General features: G+C 69.9%; 12 protein-coding genes. 5 read left to right on the forward strand and 7 right to left on the reverse strand.

Annotation, left to right across the window (positions count from 1 at the left end; translation table 11 throughout):
• Window positions 1–68: 68 nt before the first annotated feature.
• The 4 genes from I6J71_RS04975 to I6J71_RS04990 all read right to left on the reverse strand — a co-directional run bounded on the left by I6J71_RS04975 (window position 69) and on the right by I6J71_RS04990 (window position 5,209).
• Window positions 69–1,277, reverse strand: coding sequence for an acyl-CoA dehydrogenase family protein (locus tag I6J71_RS04975; protein ID WP_204093639.1), 1,209 nt, complete (start codon window positions 1,275–1,277; stop codon window positions 69–71).
• A 12-nt stretch (window positions 1,278–1,289) separates the two neighbouring features.
• Entirely contained in the window at window positions 1,290–2,585 is a 1,296-nt protein-coding gene (locus tag I6J71_RS04980) for an acyl-CoA dehydrogenase family protein (RefSeq protein WP_204096880.1), read from the reverse strand.
• 180 nt (window positions 2,586–2,765) lie between these two features.
• Entirely contained in the window at window positions 2,766–3,968 is a 1,203-nt protein-coding gene (locus I6J71_RS04985) for a low temperature requirement protein A (protein ID WP_204096881.1), read from the reverse strand.
• A gap of 65 nt (window positions 3,969–4,033) precedes the next feature.
• The gene (locus tag I6J71_RS04990) at window positions 4,034–5,209 is read right to left on the reverse strand and encodes a TetR/AcrR family transcriptional regulator (protein WP_204093640.1); all 1,176 of its coding nucleotides are present in this window, start codon (window positions 5,207–5,209) and stop codon (window positions 4,034–4,036) included.
• 159 nt (window positions 5,210–5,368) lie between these two features.
• On the opposite strand from I6J71_RS04990, the gene I6J71_RS04995 reads away from it, so the two are divergent.
• Window positions 5,369–6,580 carry an acetyl-CoA C-acetyltransferase gene (locus I6J71_RS04995; protein WP_204093641.1) on the forward strand — a complete coding sequence of 404 codons (1,212 nt, stop codon included), beginning with the start codon at window positions 5,369–5,371 and terminating at the stop codon, window positions 6,578–6,580.
• Window positions 6,581–6,588: 8 nt separating this feature from the next.
• Window positions 6,589–8,760, forward strand: coding sequence for a 3-hydroxyacyl-CoA dehydrogenase NAD-binding domain-containing protein (locus tag I6J71_RS05000; RefSeq protein ID WP_204093642.1), 2,172 nt, complete (start codon window positions 6,589–6,591; stop codon window positions 8,758–8,760).
• Here I6J71_RS05000 and I6J71_RS05005 read toward each other — a convergent pair.
• Complete coding sequence (locus I6J71_RS05005) at window positions 8,719–9,339, reverse strand: helix-turn-helix transcriptional regulator (RefSeq protein WP_204093643.1); 621 nt, start codon at window positions 9,337–9,339, stop codon at window positions 8,719–8,721. The genes I6J71_RS05000 and I6J71_RS05005 overlap by 42 nt on opposite strands.
• 93 nt (window positions 9,340–9,432) lie before the next feature.
• Here I6J71_RS05005 and I6J71_RS05010 point away from each other — a divergent pair, with 93 nt between their 5' ends.
• The 3 genes from I6J71_RS05010 to I6J71_RS47635 all read left to right on the forward strand — a co-directional run bounded on the left by I6J71_RS05010 (window position 9,433) and on the right by I6J71_RS47635 (window position 13,082).
• Window positions 9,433–10,197: a GntR family transcriptional regulator gene (locus I6J71_RS05010; protein ID WP_204093644.1), complete on the forward strand. Its 765-nt coding sequence runs from the start codon at window positions 9,433–9,435 to the stop codon at window positions 10,195–10,197.
• Window positions 10,198–10,261: 64 nt separating this feature from the next.
• A complete protein-coding gene (locus I6J71_RS05015; RefSeq protein WP_239154437.1) occupies window positions 10,262–12,643 on the forward strand; it encodes a hypothetical protein in 2,382 nt (793 codons plus the stop codon).
• The gene (locus I6J71_RS47635) at window positions 12,564–13,082 is read left to right on the forward strand and encodes a hypothetical protein (RefSeq protein WP_239154438.1); all 519 of its coding nucleotides are present in this window, start codon (window positions 12,564–12,566) and stop codon (window positions 13,080–13,082) included. Before I6J71_RS05015 ends, I6J71_RS47635 begins: the two co-directional genes overlap by 80 nt.
• Before the next feature lie 94 nt (window positions 13,083–13,176).
• Here the strand turns inward: I6J71_RS47635 and I6J71_RS05020 are convergent, their stop codons facing one another.
• Window positions 13,177–14,502 (reverse strand): hypothetical protein, encoded by a 1,326-nt coding sequence (locus I6J71_RS05020; protein WP_239154439.1) that lies wholly within the window; start codon window positions 14,500–14,502, stop codon window positions 13,177–13,179.
• A gap of 34 nt (window positions 14,503–14,536) precedes the next feature.
• Window positions 14,537–15,709, reverse strand: coding sequence for an SPFH domain-containing protein (locus I6J71_RS05025; RefSeq protein ID WP_204093645.1), 1,173 nt, complete (start codon window positions 15,707–15,709; stop codon window positions 14,537–14,539).
• Between the last annotated feature and the right edge of the window lie 136 nt (window positions 15,710–15,845).

Raw genomic sequence — 15,845 nt, forward strand, 5'->3', positions numbered from 1 at the left:
GCGAAAGCCGCCCGGTCGCAACGCCCCGAGAGGGGCCAGCGACCGGGCGGCTTTCCGTTGCTTCACAACTACTTCAGCTCAGCCGACGTCTTCCCGAGAATCCGTCGGGCCACGATGAGCTGCTGGATCTGCTGGGTCCCCTCGAAGATGTCCAGAATCTTCGCGTCGCGGGCCCACTTCTCGAGCAGTGATTCTTCCGTGTAGCCGAAGGCGCCGGCCAGTTCGACGCACTTCAGGGTCACGTCGACGACCGTGCGGCCGGCCTTGGCTTTCGCCATGGAGGCGTGCAGGGAGTTCGGCTTGCGGTTGTCCGCCAGCCACGCGGATTCGAGCGTCAGCAGGTACGCGGATTCGTAATCGGCTTCCAGCTGCAGGAAGGTGGCGGCCGCGGCGGGCTGGAGGTGGGCCGGGCGGTCGTAATCGATCTTCACGCCGGCGGAGGCGAGCAGGCGGCGGGTCTCGTCCAGCGCCGCGCGGGCGAGGCCGACGGCCATGGCGGCGACCAGCGGGCGGGTGTTGTCGAACGTCTGCATGACGCCCGCGAAGCCCTTGGCCGTGTCGACGTCCGGGGTGCCCAGCAGGTTTTCGCGCGGCACGCGGCAGTTCTCGAAGCGCAGCACGGCCGTGTCGGACGCGCGGATGCCCAGCTTGTGCTCCACGCGCACGACCTCGAAGCCCGGCGTGCCCTTCTCGACCACGAAGGACTTGATCGCCGCGCGGCCCTTCGAGCGGTCCAAAGTGGCCCAGACGACCACGGCGTCGGCGCGCTGGCCCGACGTCACGAAGATCTTCTCGCCGTTGAGCACGTAGTCGTCGCCGTCCAGGACGGCCGTGGTGGTGATGGCGGCGGAGTCGGAGCCGCAGTCGGGCTCCGTGATGGCCATGGCGGCCCACAGGCCCGAGAACCGTTCGAGCTGCTCGTCGGTCGCGACCGAGCTGATGGCGGCGTTGCCCAAACCCTGACGCGGCATGGAAAGCAGCAGGCCGACGTCGCCCCAGCACATTTCGATGGTGCCGAGCACGACGTTGAGGTTGGCGCCGTTGCGGTTGCCGCCGGACCCGGAATCGCGAGAACGGCGCACGCCCGCCGCCCCCGCGCCGCCCTCACCGGATGAGTTCAGGCCGTCGAGCAGCGCCGCGAACATGTCCAATTCGGACGGATACGTGTGTTCTGCGCGGTCGTACTTGCGCGAGATCGGCCGGAACACTTCGGCTGCGGCCTGGTACGCCTGGTTGACCAGCGCGCCGGCCTTCTTCGGAACCTCGAGGTTGATCATCGGAAAGCCTTTCTAGAGGAGGACGGCGCCTTCCATCACGCCGATCGCCCGCAGGTCGCGGTACCAGCGCTCCACCGGGTGCTCCTTCACGAAGCCGTGCCCACCGAGCAGCTGCACCCCGGCGTTGCCGATTTGCATGCCCTTGTCGACGGCCAGCCGGCGCGCCAGTGCGGCCTCCCGCGCGTACTCCTTGCCCTGCTCGGCGCGTGCGGCCGCGCGCAGCATCACCAGGCGCAGGCCCTCCAGTTCGATCGCGATGTCGGCGACGGAGAACGCCACCGCCTGCCGGTGGCTGATCGGCTCGCCGAACGCGGTGCGTCCGTTCACGTACGGCACCACGTAGTCGAGCACGGCCTTCGCCGTCCCCGCCGCCAGCGCGGCCCAGCCCAGCCGGGACAGGCGCACGACCTCGGTGAACACGTCGGCCTTGCCGCCGCCGAGCAGCGCGCCCGCGGGCAGCGCGACCTTCTCCAGCTGCAGCTTGCCGGTCGCGGCGCCGCGCAGGCCCATCGCGGGCTCGGCCTCGACCGAGAGCCCCACCGCCGACGACTCCACCAGGAACAACGCCGGCCCGCGGCCCTCGAGGTCGGCCGAGACGATGAACAGCTCGGCCTGCGCCGCGCGCGGCACCAGCGACTTGACGCCGTCGAGCTGATACCCCTTCGGTGTGCGCTTCGCCTTCGTGGCGGGCTTGAACGGGTCGGCGAGCGGCGTGCGCTCCAGCAGCGCCAGCGCCGCGGCCGGCACCTGCTCGCCGGCGAAGGCGGGCACGTAGTCGGCCTGCTGCTGCTCGTCGCCCCACGCCACGAGCGCCGTGCTGACCGCGGACGGCGCCAGCACCGCGACGGCCAGCCCCAGATCGCCGTGGGCGAGGGCTTCGGCCACGAGCGCGTTGGTGACCACCGAACGCTCCGTGCCCGCCCCGCCGAGTTCCTCCGGGATGCCGACGAGGGTGATCCCCAGCTCCGCGGCCCGTTTGAGCAGACCTTCGGGCGCGGCGAGCTTGGCGTCGGCATCTGCGGCCGCCGGACGCAGCTGCTCGGCGGCGAATTCCGTCACCGTCTCGGTGATGAGCTGCTGGTCCTCGCTGGGCGTGACGTCGAACAGTCCGGTGTCGCCGGCCGGCGCGAGCCGCGCGGGCTTGCCGAGCCGCTGCGCGGACTTGAACGACCGCGTGGCCGCTCCCGCCGCACGGAAACCGCTGCGAGTACCCGCCTTGACCAGGTTCTGCACGGGGCCGCGCAGTCCGGCCTTGTCGATCACGCTGCTCCCGGCCAACCGGGTGAGCGCGGCCAGGCCGAAGCCCATCGCGTCTCGTTTCCTTGGCGCAGCCATGTGGCCTCTCCCTCGCGTTACCTACTGGCGAGTAGGTTAGCGCGGTGCGGCGGAGATCGCCAGTCGCCCCTGGGTGGCGGTGCGTCCGGTGCCCGGGGGCCGCGGCGAGCCGGCTGCCCGCCCGGTGCGCCTGGAATCGCCGGCTGATGTGCGTCACCGCGCCGCCAGGTGCACCTGCCGGCGCGCCCACGGCAGCCGTTCGAACGTGATCAGCCCCAGCACCGCGACCGCGGCCACCACCACGGACACGGCGGCCGGCGCGTGCTCCAGCAGCGGTGTCAGGGCCAGCAGCACAGCGGCGAGCACCAGCCGCTGCGTGTTCCAGCTGCCGAGGTTGCGCCGGCGCAGGGAGCTCAGCGCCACCAGGTACAGCGCGAGGCCGCCGGTGAGCGTCCACATCGGCACGCCGTGCAGCGCTTCACCCGGCGGGTGGTGAGCGGTGTCGGACAGGTAGAGGAACGCCTTCTTCAGTCCCAGCGCGACCAGCACGATGCCGGCGATGAGCGGCAGGTGCAGGAACGTGTACGAGTCCGTCGCGAGCTTCGTGCGCTCCAGCCCCTTCGCGTCCGCGAGCCGGTGCTCCGCGACGCGCGCGACGACGTCGAAGTACGTCCACCACATACCGGCGGCCAGCGCGATGCCGCAGATGGCGCAGCCGGCGATGAGCCACGTCATGGCCACTGGCCCGATGCCGATCCCGATCGCCACGATCGATTCGCCCAGCGCGATGATCACGATCAGCCCGAACCGCTCCGCGAAGTGCCCGGGCGAGTTGAGCCGCCAGCCTGCGGGGCCGGAGAAGTAGACGTTCACGTAGTCGACCGCCAGGGCCACCACCCACAGCATCAGCTGCCACGGCTGCGGCACGAACGCCGCGACGACCAGCAGCGCGATGCTCGGCACCAGCCCGCGCAGCATCCGCAGCAGCACGCGTCGCAGCTCCGGGTCATGCCGCGCCGCGCCCAAGTACGCGACCTCGTGCAGGACCCGCACGACGCTGTAGCACGCGACGAACAGCACCGGCCCGTCCAGCCCCCCCGGCCGGTCCGTGAACGCTTCGGGGACCGTGAGCGACAGCAGGAACATCACGGCCATCGCCGCGAACATCGCCAGCCGCGCGATGCCGTGGTCCACGTGGATCGTCGTGCCGAGCCACGCGTAGCAGCACCAGCACCACCACAGGACCGCCAGCACCAGCAACCCTTCGACGACGCCGAGCGGGCTCAGGTGGTCGGCCATCAGCTGGGTCGTCTGCGTGATCGCGTAGACGAACACGAGATCGAAGAACAGCTCGAGCGTGGAGACCCGGTGGTCCTCGTCCGTCGTGACCAGGTGAAGCCTTCGTCCGGTGGGCACGCGGAATGCTTGCACGCCCGGACGGTGGTCGGGAGCGATTTCGGCGAGGACGGATTTTCAGCGGTTCACGGGACGGCGCACTCCAGTACCGTCCGCAGCAACGCCGTCAGCTCCGCCTCCAGGTTCGGCCGACCGCTCACGCGGCGCGTCCGGGTCAGGTCGTTCGCGATCGTCAGCGCCGCGTGAACGCGGATCTTCGCCTCGCGCGCGGGCAGCGACGGGAGGATCGCAGCCAGCAGCGTCACCCACTGGGCCACGTAATCGCGTTGCACGCGCAGCAGGTCGGCCTTTTCGCGGTCCGGCATGGTGACCCGGTCGGCCGTGAAGGAGACCAAGAGCTCCGGCGTGTGCAGCAACGTGTGCACGTACGAAGCCGACAGCCGGCGCAAGGCGGTCAGCTCGTCGGGTGCCCGCAGCGCCTGCTCGGCCGCCAGCGCCAGACGGTCCGCGGCGCGGTGGCCGATGGCCGCCATCAGAGCCGCCTTGCTGGGGAAGTGGCGGTAGACGCTGGGGCCGGCGATGCCCGCTGCCGCGCCGATGTCCTCCATGCTCACCGCGTGGAAGCCGCGTTCGCCGAACAGGGCGGTGGCGGCCGAGAGGATCTGCTCGCGGCGCGACGGGGTACCGAGGCCGTTCGGGATGTCGGGCGCCGGCGAGACCGAACCCGGCAGTGTGGTGTCCAGCACAGCCGAGGCCAGTTCGACGAGCAGGGGCACGAACCGGCGGCGCGCGACGGTCGTGTGGTGCACCGCCACGCTGCCGAACACCGACAGCGCGCCCCAGCACAGGAACTCGGCGTCGTCGGCAGCCAGCTCGGTCCGAGCGGCCAGCAGCGCTTTCGTCCACGCGTCCAGCACCGCGCCGGACCGGCGGCGGATCTCGCGCCGCTCCTCGCGACGCAGGTGCGGGCCTTCCCACCGCCACAGGGCCGCGATCTCACGCCGTTCGACGGCTTGCGTCGCGAGGCCCGTGAGCAGGGTGTCCAGCTGGTCGGGGGCACCGGACAGCGCCGCGGAGGTCACGGCCTCCATGTCGTCGATGCCGGCGAGCACGACGTAGGCCAGGATCGCCTGCTTGTCCGCGAAGTGGCGGTACAGCGCGGGCCCCGTGACACCCGCCGCGGCGGCGATGTCGTTGATGCCGACCCCGTGGAAGCCGCGGGCGCGGAACAGCTCCGCGGCGACCGCGGCGAGCTGGGCCCTGCGGTCGCGCGGCCGCGACGGGCGGTCCGGAGTCTTCATGGTGAATCGACGATAGCGCCTTTCGGAACCCGGGCAACCCATTGACACCATCGGGTTCCGGTGGCTTATGTTAATGGGCATTAGCGTCAGCCGGACAGTACGATCGACGGCGAGATACACCGAAGTGTCCAACCACGCCGCTGCGCGGAGGAGTGTTCAGTGAGTAGCGAGGCCTACATCTACGAGGCGATGCGCACGCCTCGGGGTAAGAACAAGGGCGGTGCCCTCCACGGCACCAAGCCGCTCGACCTGGTGGTCGGGCTGATCGAAGAGCTCAAGGTCCGCCACCCGAACCTCGACCCGCAGGCGATCGACGACGTGGTGCTCGGCGTCGTGTCCCCGGTGGGTGAGCAGGGGGCCGATATCGCGCGCACGGCCGCCCTCGTGGCCGGGCTGCCCGAGACCGTCGCGGGTGTGCAGCTCAACCGCTTCTGCGCGTCGGGCCTCGAGGCCACCAACGTCGCGGCGCAGAAGGTGCGCTCGGGCTGGGACCAGCTGATCATCGCCGGTGGCGTGGAGTCCATGTCGCGCGTGCCGATGGGTTCCGACGGCGGCGCGCTGTTCATGGACCCGACCACGGCGTATGACCAGTACATCGTGCCGCAGGGCATCGGCGCCGACCTGATCGCGACGATGGAGGGCTTCAGCCGCGAGGACGTCGACCGGTTCGCGGTCCGTTCGCAGGAGAAGGCCGAGGCGGCCTGGGCCGGTGGCTACTTCGCGAAGTCCGTGGTGCCGGTGAAGGACATCAACGGTGTCACGATCCTCGACCACGACGAGCACCGCCGCCCCGGCTCCACCGTCGAGGGCCTGGCGAAGCTCAAGCCGGCGTTCACCGCCATCGGCGAGATGGGCGGCTTCGACGCGGTGGCGCTGCAGAAGTACCACCAGGTCGAGAAGATCGACCACGTCCACACGGGCGGCAACTCCTCGGGCATCGTCGACGGCGCGGCCATCGTGCTCGTCGGCAGCGAAGAGGTCGGCAAGCGCTTCGGTCTCACGCCGCGGGCGCGCATCGTCGCCACGGCCTCCATCGGCTCGGAGCCGACGATCATGCTCACCGGCCCGACACCGGCCACCAAGAAGGTGCTCAAGACCGCGGGCCTGACCCCGGACGACATCGACCTGTGGGAACTCAACGAGGCGTTCGCGTCCGTCGTGCTCAAGTGGATGAAGGACCTGAACCTGCCGGAGGAGAAGGTCAACGTCAACGGCGGCGCGATCGCCATGGGTCACCCGCTCGGCGCCACCGGCGCGATGATCCTCGGGACCATGGTCGACGAGCTGGAACGCCGCCAGGCGCGCCGCGCCCTGGTGACCCTGTGCATCGGCGGCGGCATGGGCGTCGCGACCATCATCGAGCGGGTGTGAGGACGGAAATGGCTGAGAGCAAGACCATCCGCTGGGAGAAGGACGCCGACGGCATCGTCACGCTGACGCTCGACGACCCGAACCAGTCCGCCAACACCATGAACGCGGACTTCCGCGAGTCGCTCGGCGTCACCGTCGACCGGCTGGAGGCGGAGAAGGACGACATCACCGGTGTCGTGATCACGTCGGCCAAGAAGACCTTCTTCGCCGGCGGTGACCTTCGTGACCTCATCCAGGCGAAGCCGGAGCACGCCGCCGCGTTCGGCGAGTCCAGCGCGCTCATGAAGAGCCAGATGCGGCGCATCGAGCAGCTCGGCAAGCCCGTGGTCGCGGCCATCAACGGCGCCGCACTCGGCGGCGGTCTCGAGATCGCGCTCGCCACGCACCACCGCATCGCCGCCGACGCGAAGGGCAGCCAGATCGGCCTGCCCGAGGTCACGCTGGGCCTGCTGCCCGGCGGTGGCGGTGTCGTGCGCACCGTGCGGCTGCTGGGGATCCAGAACGCGCTGCTGAACGTGCTGCTGCAGGGCCAGCGCCACAAGCCGCGCAAGGCGCTGGAGCTGGGCCTGGTGCACGAGGTCGTGGACACCGTCGAGGAGCTCGTGCCCGCCGCGAAGGCGTGGATCAAGGCGAACCCCGAGGGCGGCGTGCAGCCGTGGGACGTCAAGGGCTACAAGATCCCGGGCGGCACCCCGTCGAACCCGAGCTTCGCGGCGAACCTGCCGGCGTTCCCGGCGAACCTGCGCAAGCAGCTCAAGGGCGCGCCGATGCCGGCGCCGCGCGCGATCCTGGCCGCGGCGATCGAGGGCGCGATGGTCGACTTCGACACGGCCATCAAGATCGAGTCGCGGTACTTCGTGAGCCTGGCCATCGGGCAGGTCTCGAAGAACATGACCAAGGCGTTCTTCTTCGACCTGCAGACGATCAACTCGGGCGGCTCGCGTCCCGACGGCTTCGAGAAGTACACCGCTCGCAAGGTGGGTGTCCTCGGCGCCGGGATGATGGGCGCCGCGATCGCGTACGTGTCGGCGAAGGCCGGTATCGACGTGGTGCTCAAGGACGTCTCGCAGGAAGCTGCCGACAAGGGCAAGGGCTACGCGGTCAAGCTCGAGGAGAAGGCTCTCTCCCGCGGCAAGACCACGAAGGAGAAGTCCGACGAGCTGCTAGCGCGCATCAAGCCGACCGCGGACGCGGCCGACTTCGCGGGCGTCGACTTCGTGATCGAGGCCGTGTTCGAGAGCGTCGAGCTGAAGCACAAGGTGTTCGGCGAAATCGAGGGCGTCGTGAACTCCGACGCGGTGCTGGGCTCCAACACCTCGACCCTGCCGATCACCACGCTCGCCGAGGGCGTGAAGCGGCAGGAGGACTTCATCGGGATCCACTTCTTCTCGCCGGTGGACAAGATGCCGCTCGTCGAGATCATCTGCGGTGAGAAGACGTCGCCCGCGACGCTGGCGAAGGTCTTCGACTACACGCTGCAGATCAAGAAGACCCCGATCGTCGTCAACGACAGCCGTGGCTTCTTCACCTCGCGCGTGATCGGCACGTTCATCAACGAGGCCGTCGCCGCGCTGGGCGAGGGCGTCGAACCGGCGTCGATCGAGCAGGCGGGTTCGCAGGCCGGCTACCCCGCGCCGCCGCTGCAGCTGATGGACGAGCTGACGCTCACGCTGCCGCGCAAGATCCGCCTCGAAACGAAGGCGGCCGTCGAGGCGGCGGGCGGCACCTGGACGCCGCACGCGTCCGAGGCCGTCATCGACCGCATGCTGGACGAGTACGACCGCAAGGGCCGCAGCACCGGCGCGGGCTTCTACGAGTACGACGAGAACGGCAAGCGCACCGGCCTGTGGCCCGGCCTGCGCGACGCCTTCAAATCCGGCACCGGCGACGTGCCCTTCGAGGACCTCAAGGAGCGCATGCTCTTCGCCGAGGCGCTCGAAACGGTGAAGTGCTTCGACGAGGGCGTGCTGACGTCCGTCGCCGACGCCAACATCGGCTCGATCTTCGGCATCGGGTTCCCGGCGTGGACCGGCGGTGTCATCCAGTACATCAACCAGTACAAGGGTGGCCTCCAGGGCTTCGTCGACCGATCCCGCGAACTGGCCGCCCGCTACGGCGACCACTTCCTGCCGCCGGAATCACTGGTGGCGAAGGCCGCCAAGGGCGAGATCTACGAATAGGCAGTGAGCGAGAGGGGCCCTTCCCGGCCTGTGCCGGGAAGGGCCTTTTTCGTGCGCCAGTTCGAGGCGGACGGTGTAGCTGAGAAGCCGGGCGTACATCAGGAAATCGCACAATGCCGACTCGTGCACCGAGGGGCTGTGCTCCAGGCGCCACACGTGGATGACGCTCGTGCCGAGCGCCGCGGCGAGGTCGGCCCGGCTCTTCCCGGCGGCGATCCGGGCTTGGCGCAGTTCGGTTTGCAGCCGCCACGGTTCGGCCTTCGCCGCGGCGTCCGGGTCGGCCGTGAGGCAGTGGTCGGTGTGCGGCATGCGGTCGCGCCACGGCCGGTGCCGCGCGTCGGGATCGTCCTCGACGAGCAGCAGGCGGATGGCGTGGCCCAGCTCGTGGGCGCAGCGGCCCAGCGCGTGCAGCCCGTGCGACTGCGGCGCGCGGTACCACCAGCGCGCTGCAGTGACCCGGCTGGGCATACCGGTCATCTCCTGGATGTTGGCCAAGGTCCAGCCGCGGGCTTCGCGGACTTCCTCCAGGCGGGTTCTGGCCATCTCCACTTGAGCAGACAGCGCTTCGTGCGCGTCCATCGTTACCACCAACTTGCCAGGAGAGTTGATGACCTACGGTTGTACAAGTGGGCCGACTGGTCAAGACAAGCTGATGAGTGCAAGGATGATCGCATGGTGAACCGCCGAAGTGGCATTCCTGCGTTCCGGCAAGTTGCCGGCGACTTGCGCAAAAAGATCGCGGTCGGCCACTACGCGCCGGGCGAGCAGTTGCCGAGTGAGCGCGAGCTGGTCGAGACCTACAGCGTGTCGCGGCCGACCGTTCGCGAAGCCGTGAACATGCTGCGGTCCGAGGGATTGGTGACTTCGGAACACGGCCGCGGCGTCTTTGTTCGGCCACCGGCGATCGTGCAGGTGCGCATGGCTGCGACCCGGTTGTCCCGCGCGGCGCGCCAAACCGACCGCGGTGCTTTTCGCGCCGATGCTGCAGCGCGCGGTTTCACCCCGTCGGCGACGGTCGAGGTGAGGTTCGAAGCGGCGGATTCCCGGGTGGCGAACCGGCTCGCGATCGCGGAGGCAGCCGAAGTCACCGTTCGGGATCGGGTCATGCGCGCCGATGACCAGGCGGTTCAGCTTGCCGTCTCGCGACTTCCTCGCGCGTTGACGCAAGGCACGGCGATCGAACAGCCGGACACCGGACCCGGCGGCACCTACGCGCGACTTGAAGAAGCTGGGCACACCCTCGGCTCGTTCGTCGAACACGTGGGGGCGCGGATGCCGACTCCCGACGAAGCGTCGTTGTTGCAGCTCGCCGATGGTGTCCCCGTCATCACCGTCACCCGGGTGGCCTACGGGACCGACGGCACGCCGCTGGAAATGAACGACATGGTCCTCGCCGCGGATCGGTACGAGCTGTCGTACGAGTGGCCCGCCGACTGAGCATCCGCAGGTGGGACGGCAGAAATGCCGGGACCCTCCCGCCGCCGGCATGTGAAACTGGTTCATGGACCAGACCACGACACCGACCGAGGAGCACCAGCACGACTCCCTCGCCTTCACGGGGTCCGACAAGCTGGTGAAGCTCATCGGCGCCCTCTACCAGCGGCCGCGAATGGGGGATCTGCCCCGATCGCTGCACCAGGCGAACGTCGAGTGGGAGCCGGGTTACCAGCAGGAACGCGCCGGGCGCAAGGGGTTGCCCATGGTGTGCCTGGTCCGGTCGGACTCGTGCGAGGGGGTGCTCGGGGAGCTCGCGAAGCGGTTGCGCAGCGCCCGCCCCAGCGGTGGTGTCCGCTACGCCCACCTCCCGCTCGGTGACCGCGTCGCGACGGACACCGACGGGCCGGCGACCGAGCGGAGTGTCGAGGCGATCCGGGACATCCTGTGGGACGCGCGCAAGGAATTGCTGCGCAGCCCGCGCTCCCGCGGCAGCGGCCTGCGGTTCGGGCTGTTCACGCTCGTCGTGCAGCTGATGGGCGAGAAGCTGTCCGATAGTGATCCGACACCGCCGGAGCGGATGTTGCTGCGGCGGTTGCGGCAGAACGGGGTGACGGCGCGGTTCGACGCGGCGATCGAGGACGTTGGCACGAAGCTGGTGCCGGACAACTTCACGTGGAAGTTCTCGTTGCTGGTGTTGCGGTTGCTGACGATCGCGACGTTCCGGCTCGCCGTCACCGGGCGAGTGCCGCTGCTGTCGGGCCGGTACCGGTGGTTCCTGAAGCAGCCGCACCTCGCGCCGGAGATGTCGGGCAGCTTCGTGCGGTTCGCGCTGCGGCTCACCGAGACCGAGCGGACGAAGGAGTCTCCGGAATTCGTCGGCCGGCTGCTGGTCAACGCGTTCCTCGAAGACCTTCGCCGCGGCTACCGGATGCAGTTCTTCCGCCGCCGCCGCATGACGTACCCGGTGCTGCTGCTCGACCACGTCACCACTACCAACGGCGGCTACCGGTTGCTGAAGTTGATCAACAACGTCCGCAACCAGACGGGCTTGTTCGACCCACTGCTGGTGGTCAGCGCGAGCGACGCCCCGCCACCCGACGCGGAGCCGAGCAAGGACCGTCCCAAGTGGACGGCGGTGAAGGCGGGCAGCGCCTACCAGGCCTGGCAGCACGCGCTGCTCAACGACCGCCGCGCGCGCAAGGACTCGGCCTGGTACCTGCCGATCGGGCTCGACCACGTGGGCTCGCCCGAACAGCAGACCGAAGCGCGCAAGGACCTCCAGGCGCTCGGCGGCACGTACGTGCTGCGGCGCCGGCAGGCGCGGCCGCCGTGGTGGGCGACGCGGTGGATGCGCATCGGGGTGCCGGCCGCGGTGGTGCTGCTCGTCGCGGGGTTCGTCGCGGTGCGGTACGACGACTTCCGCACGAGCCACTGCGGCACGTCGAGCGAGTGGCTCACGTGGACGGGCACCGAGTGCGTCGGCGTGTCCGACGGTGCGGTCACGGTCTTCCAGCCCGTCGACGACACGATCCGCCAGGTCGCGGCGGTGATCGCGAACCAGAATCGGCGCGCGGCCGAGCTGCACGCCGCGCACCCGGAACGGCCGTACGTCACGCTCGTCGACCTGGAGGCGCTCACGTCGGCCAACGGCACGGCCGACGGCCTGACCGCGGAACGCGAGTCGCTGGAGGGCGTCGCGGTGGCGCAGCTGCGGCAGCTCACCGCGACGGCCACAGCCGAGCCGATCGTGCGCGTGCTCGTCGCGAACGGCGGGCTCGGCATGCTCCACGGTGCGGAGGTCGCGCGGCAGCTGAGCCGGATGGCCGAGCAGGACCGCAGCATCGTCGGTGTGGTCGGGCTGGACATGAGCAGCCGGCCCACCATGGACACGATCCGCGCGCTCGGCGACGCCGGGCTGCCGGTGGTGGCGTCGACTCTGTCGGCAGACGGGCTCGCGGACCAGAACCCCGTGTACTTCCAAGTGGCGCCGCAGAACCGGCGCGAGGCGGCCGTCGCCGCGGCGTTCGTCGCGCAGCGGCCGGGCCCGCGCACGCTGCGCGTGTACTACTCCGACGACGACTCCGACACCTACAGCACCAACCTGCGCGACGACCTCCTGAAGTCGTTCCGGGACAAGGGGATCGCAGTCGAGGCGCGCGTTCGAGCCGGACGGCGGGACGCACGGCACCGCGTCGCACGACCGTTACGGCGAACGCCTCGTGGGCAACGCCGCGGCGGCGGGCCGGGACACGTGCTCGTACCCGGGGTTCGTCGTTTTCGCCGGCCGCGGCGTGCCCGACTTCGGCGACTTCGTGGCGGGCGCCGCCCAGTGCGGCAGCACCGCGACGATCATCGGCGACGACGACGTGTCGCGCTACGTCGCCGACCAGGTGGCGCGCGAGCAGAACCGTGCGCTGCCGTACTACTACCTCTCGTTCGCGAGTGAGCCGGCCACCACCCCGGAGGGCCTCGCGCGTGACTTCTACACCACGCTCAACCGCACGCTGTTCCCGTTCGAGCAAACCGAACGTGGCCGCTCCTACGACGGTCACGCCGCGCTGTCCTATGACGCGGCGCTGGTGATGATCACGGCCACCGCCTACCTGCGCGAGACGTCCGCGAACATCCCGGTCACCCCGGGCGCGGTGTGGCGCGAGATCACGGCCATCCACACCTCACGTCCGGACGAAAGCCAGACCAACAAGTACATCGAAGGCGTCACCGGCACCATCGACTACGGCGGCGACATCGCGCGCCACGTCCCGGAAGCGAAGCCGATTTCGGTGTTGCGCGTCGAAGGCGGCGAGGTGGACCGCGCACTGCACGGCTTCTGCGGGATGGCGGCGGGGCGGACGTCCGATCGGTGGTGTCCGGCGGATTCCTGAGCCGGCGGCCGGGCGGGGCCGGTGATCGGTACGAGCTACGGGCGGCCCGCCGGCTGAACCCCCGCCGCAGCGAGGGCACAGACGGCGGGCCGGCTCAACGGTGGTGCGTGCTCGTGGTGTGGTGGCTGGTCGAGTGGCTGGTCGACACCGAATGCGACGAGCCGGTGCTGTGGCCGCGGATCGCGACGAAATAGACGATCGCGGCGAGGACGATCAGCGCGATGACGGCCGCGATGGCGATCTTCACCTTGCTGTAGGGCCGTTCGCCCTGGACTTCGCCGGTGCGGCCGTTGACGAGGATCCGCCAGTTCTTGCCGCCGTAGACGTAGGTGGCGACCCAGACCGGGAGCAGCATCAGCTTGAAGGTGACGTCGCGGTGCTGCGTGTTCATCGACTGCACGCGCTGCTCGTCACCGCCGATGTCGTGGCGGCAGTCGTCCTCGATGACCGTCGCCATGCGGCGCTTCGCTTCCTCGAAGCCGGTTTCGGCCTCGATGTCGTAGCGCAGCGCGAAATGCCCGGCGAGGAACTGCGGCTGGTACGGCTCGGCCTGCTCCAGGGGCCACGGGGCGAGCCGGTCGAGCTCCTTCGGCGGCAGCTGGGTACTGCCCGGCACCAGCACGTCGTCGAAGAAGCGGTCCACCCGACCGCCCGCCGGATACCAGCGCGTGCGCCGCACCTGGCGGGTTTTGCGCTGCCCGTTGTCGTAGTAGGTCTCGGTGACCCAGTAGTGCTCCCCGCGCTGTCCGGAGTAGACGGTGTCCGTCTGCACATCGTAAGTCCAGTGCGGGATGTAGGTGGCCTTGGTGGACTCGGCCGTGCCGACCTTCTTCAGCGCGTTCGGCGCGAACCAGCGCGAGTTCGTCCACTTCTTCAGGTGCGTGCTCACCTCGCCCTTGCCGAACTGGAAGGGCAGCACGCCTTCGGGCACGAGCTGCCCGGACGCGTTCGCGTCGATCACCAGAGGAGCGCCGCAGAATTGGCACAGACTGGCCGTTTCGTTCGTCTCGGTGGTGGCGCCGCAGCGCTGGCACTTGAAGACGTACTGGCCGATCGTGGCAACCGGCTTGCGGGCCAGGTTGGTCAGGTCGGCGAACGCGATCTCGTGGATCTGCCGGTCGCCGGCCGTGATCTCCTGGCGATACCCGCAATACGGACACTGCATCGAGGTCGACCCGGGCGCGAACTCCAGGCGGGCGCCGCAGCCGCCGCACGGGTAGGTGGTCGCGGCCGTGTTCTCCGGCGCGAAAGCGGGCGGCGGGCTGGACTGCGTCGGGCCACCCGGCATGGGTCCGCCGGGCCCGCCGGGCATGGGTCCGCCGGGCAACGTGCCACCGGGCATGGGTCCGCCCGGCACGGGGCCGCTGGGCATGGGTCCGCTCGGCATCGGGCCGTGGTGCGGATAGTTCGGGTTGGACATGGCGGCTCCCCTCCGCTGGATGAGTCAGGACGGCTCAGGACTGCGGCGGCAGCGGCGGCGGGGTCGCGCCGAACAGCGGCGAGACCTCCGGCGCCTGCGCGGCCGGCGTCCATTGCGGCATCCCGGACTTCCACACGAGGGTCTCCCGGGTGAGCGTGCCCGCGGAGATCTGCTGGCCGAGCTGGCCCCGGTCGAACGGACCGAGCTGCTGACCGTTCGCCCCGATGAACCACTGCTCGGACTGCGGCAGCGGCGGCGGGACCTGCGGCGTCGGCGCGGACGGCGGCTGGTACTGCGGCGCCATCGGCTGCTGGTACTGGGTCTGCTGGTATTGGGGCTGCTGGTACTGCTGCGGCGCGCCCTGCGGCCCGGCGGCCCGCTGGCCGAGCGCCATGCCGAGGCCGATGCCCAGGCCTTCGCCCGCGCCGCCCTGGTTGTTCGCGGCCGCCTCGATCGCGTTGGCGGACTGGAACTTCGTGTACTGGTCGAGATCGCCGACCACGCCCATCTGGGTCCGCTTGTCCATCGCGGCCTCGACCTCGGGCGGGACGGAGATGTTCTCGATGATGAACTTCGAGATCTCGACGCCGTTGGCGCGCAGTTCGAGGTTGAGCGCGCTGGCGATCGCGCCGCCGATCCGGTCCTGCTGGGTGACCAGGTCGAGCATCGGCACTTTGGCCGCGGCGATGGCGGGGCCGACCTTGCCGATGATCATCTGCCGGAGGTACTCGGAGACCTCCTCGGTGCGGAACTGCGGGTCGGTGCCCGCGAGCTCCTTGAGCAGCGCGACCGGCTCGACAACGCGCACCGCGTACCCGCCGAACGCGCGGAGCCGGACCATGCCGAACTCCGGGTCGCGCAGGATGATCGGGTTCTGCGTGCCCCATTTGAGATCGGTGAACTGCCGGGTGTTGACGAAGTAGACCTCGGCCTTGAACGGCGAGTTGAACCCGTACTTCCAGCCCTTGAGGGTGGACATGATCGGCATGTTCTGCGTCTGCAGCGTGTACATGCCCGGCGGGTAGGCGTCGGCGACCTGGCCCTCGTTGACGAAGACCGCGGCCTGCGATTCGCGGACGGTGAGCTTCGCACCCATCTTGATCTCGTTCTCGTAGCGCGGGAAGCGCCACACGATCGTGTCCCGGCTGTCGTCGGTCCACTCGATGATGTCGATGAACTCGCCGCGGATCTTGTCGAAAATCCCCACGCCCTGGCCCCCGTAGCCTCCGATGATTACGGGCCGTCCCCGGCCCGCCGTCACAGTACCGTGCGCCCCGTCCGCGCGCGGCTCGTCGGCTCGGGTCGCCAGGCGGGCCGCGCCCCACGGCGCCGGAATCGGTCAT

This window comes from Amycolatopsis sp. FDAARGOS 1241 (assembly GCF_016889705.1).
Lineage (GTDB): Bacteria > Actinomycetota > Actinomycetes > Mycobacteriales > Pseudonocardiaceae > Amycolatopsis.

What these genes read in the sequence shown, in the direction of transcription:
- I6J71_RS05010 (WP_204093644.1), top strand. Translation starts at nt 9,433, where the DNA reads ATGGTGAACCGCCGAAGTGGCATTCCTGCGTTCCGGCAAGTTGCCGGC.
- I6J71_RS04990 (WP_204093640.1), bottom strand. Translation starts at nt 5,209, where the DNA reads ATGAAGACTCCGGACCGCCCGTCGCGGCCGCGCGACCGCAGGGCCCAG.
- I6J71_RS05020 (WP_239154439.1), bottom strand. Translation starts at nt 14,502, where the DNA reads ATGTCCAACCCGAACTATCCGCACCACGGCCCGATGCCGAGCGGACCC.
- I6J71_RS05000 (WP_204093642.1), top strand. Translation starts at nt 6,589, where the DNA reads ATGGCTGAGAGCAAGACCATCCGCTGGGAGAAGGACGCCGACGGCATC.
- I6J71_RS05015 (WP_239154437.1), top strand. Translation starts at nt 10,262, where the DNA reads ATGGACCAGACCACGACACCGACCGAGGAGCACCAGCACGACTCCCTC.
- I6J71_RS04975 (WP_204093639.1), bottom strand. Translation starts at nt 1,277, where the DNA reads ATGATCAACCTCGAGGTTCCGAAGAAGGCCGGCGCGCTGGTCAACCAG.
- I6J71_RS05005 (WP_204093643.1), bottom strand. Translation starts at nt 9,339, where the DNA reads ATGGACGCGCACGAAGCGCTGTCTGCTCAAGTGGAGATGGCCAGAACC.
- I6J71_RS04980 (WP_204096880.1), bottom strand. Translation starts at nt 2,585, where the DNA reads ATGGGCTTCGGCCTGGCCGCGCTCACCCGGTTGGCCGGGAGCAGCGTG.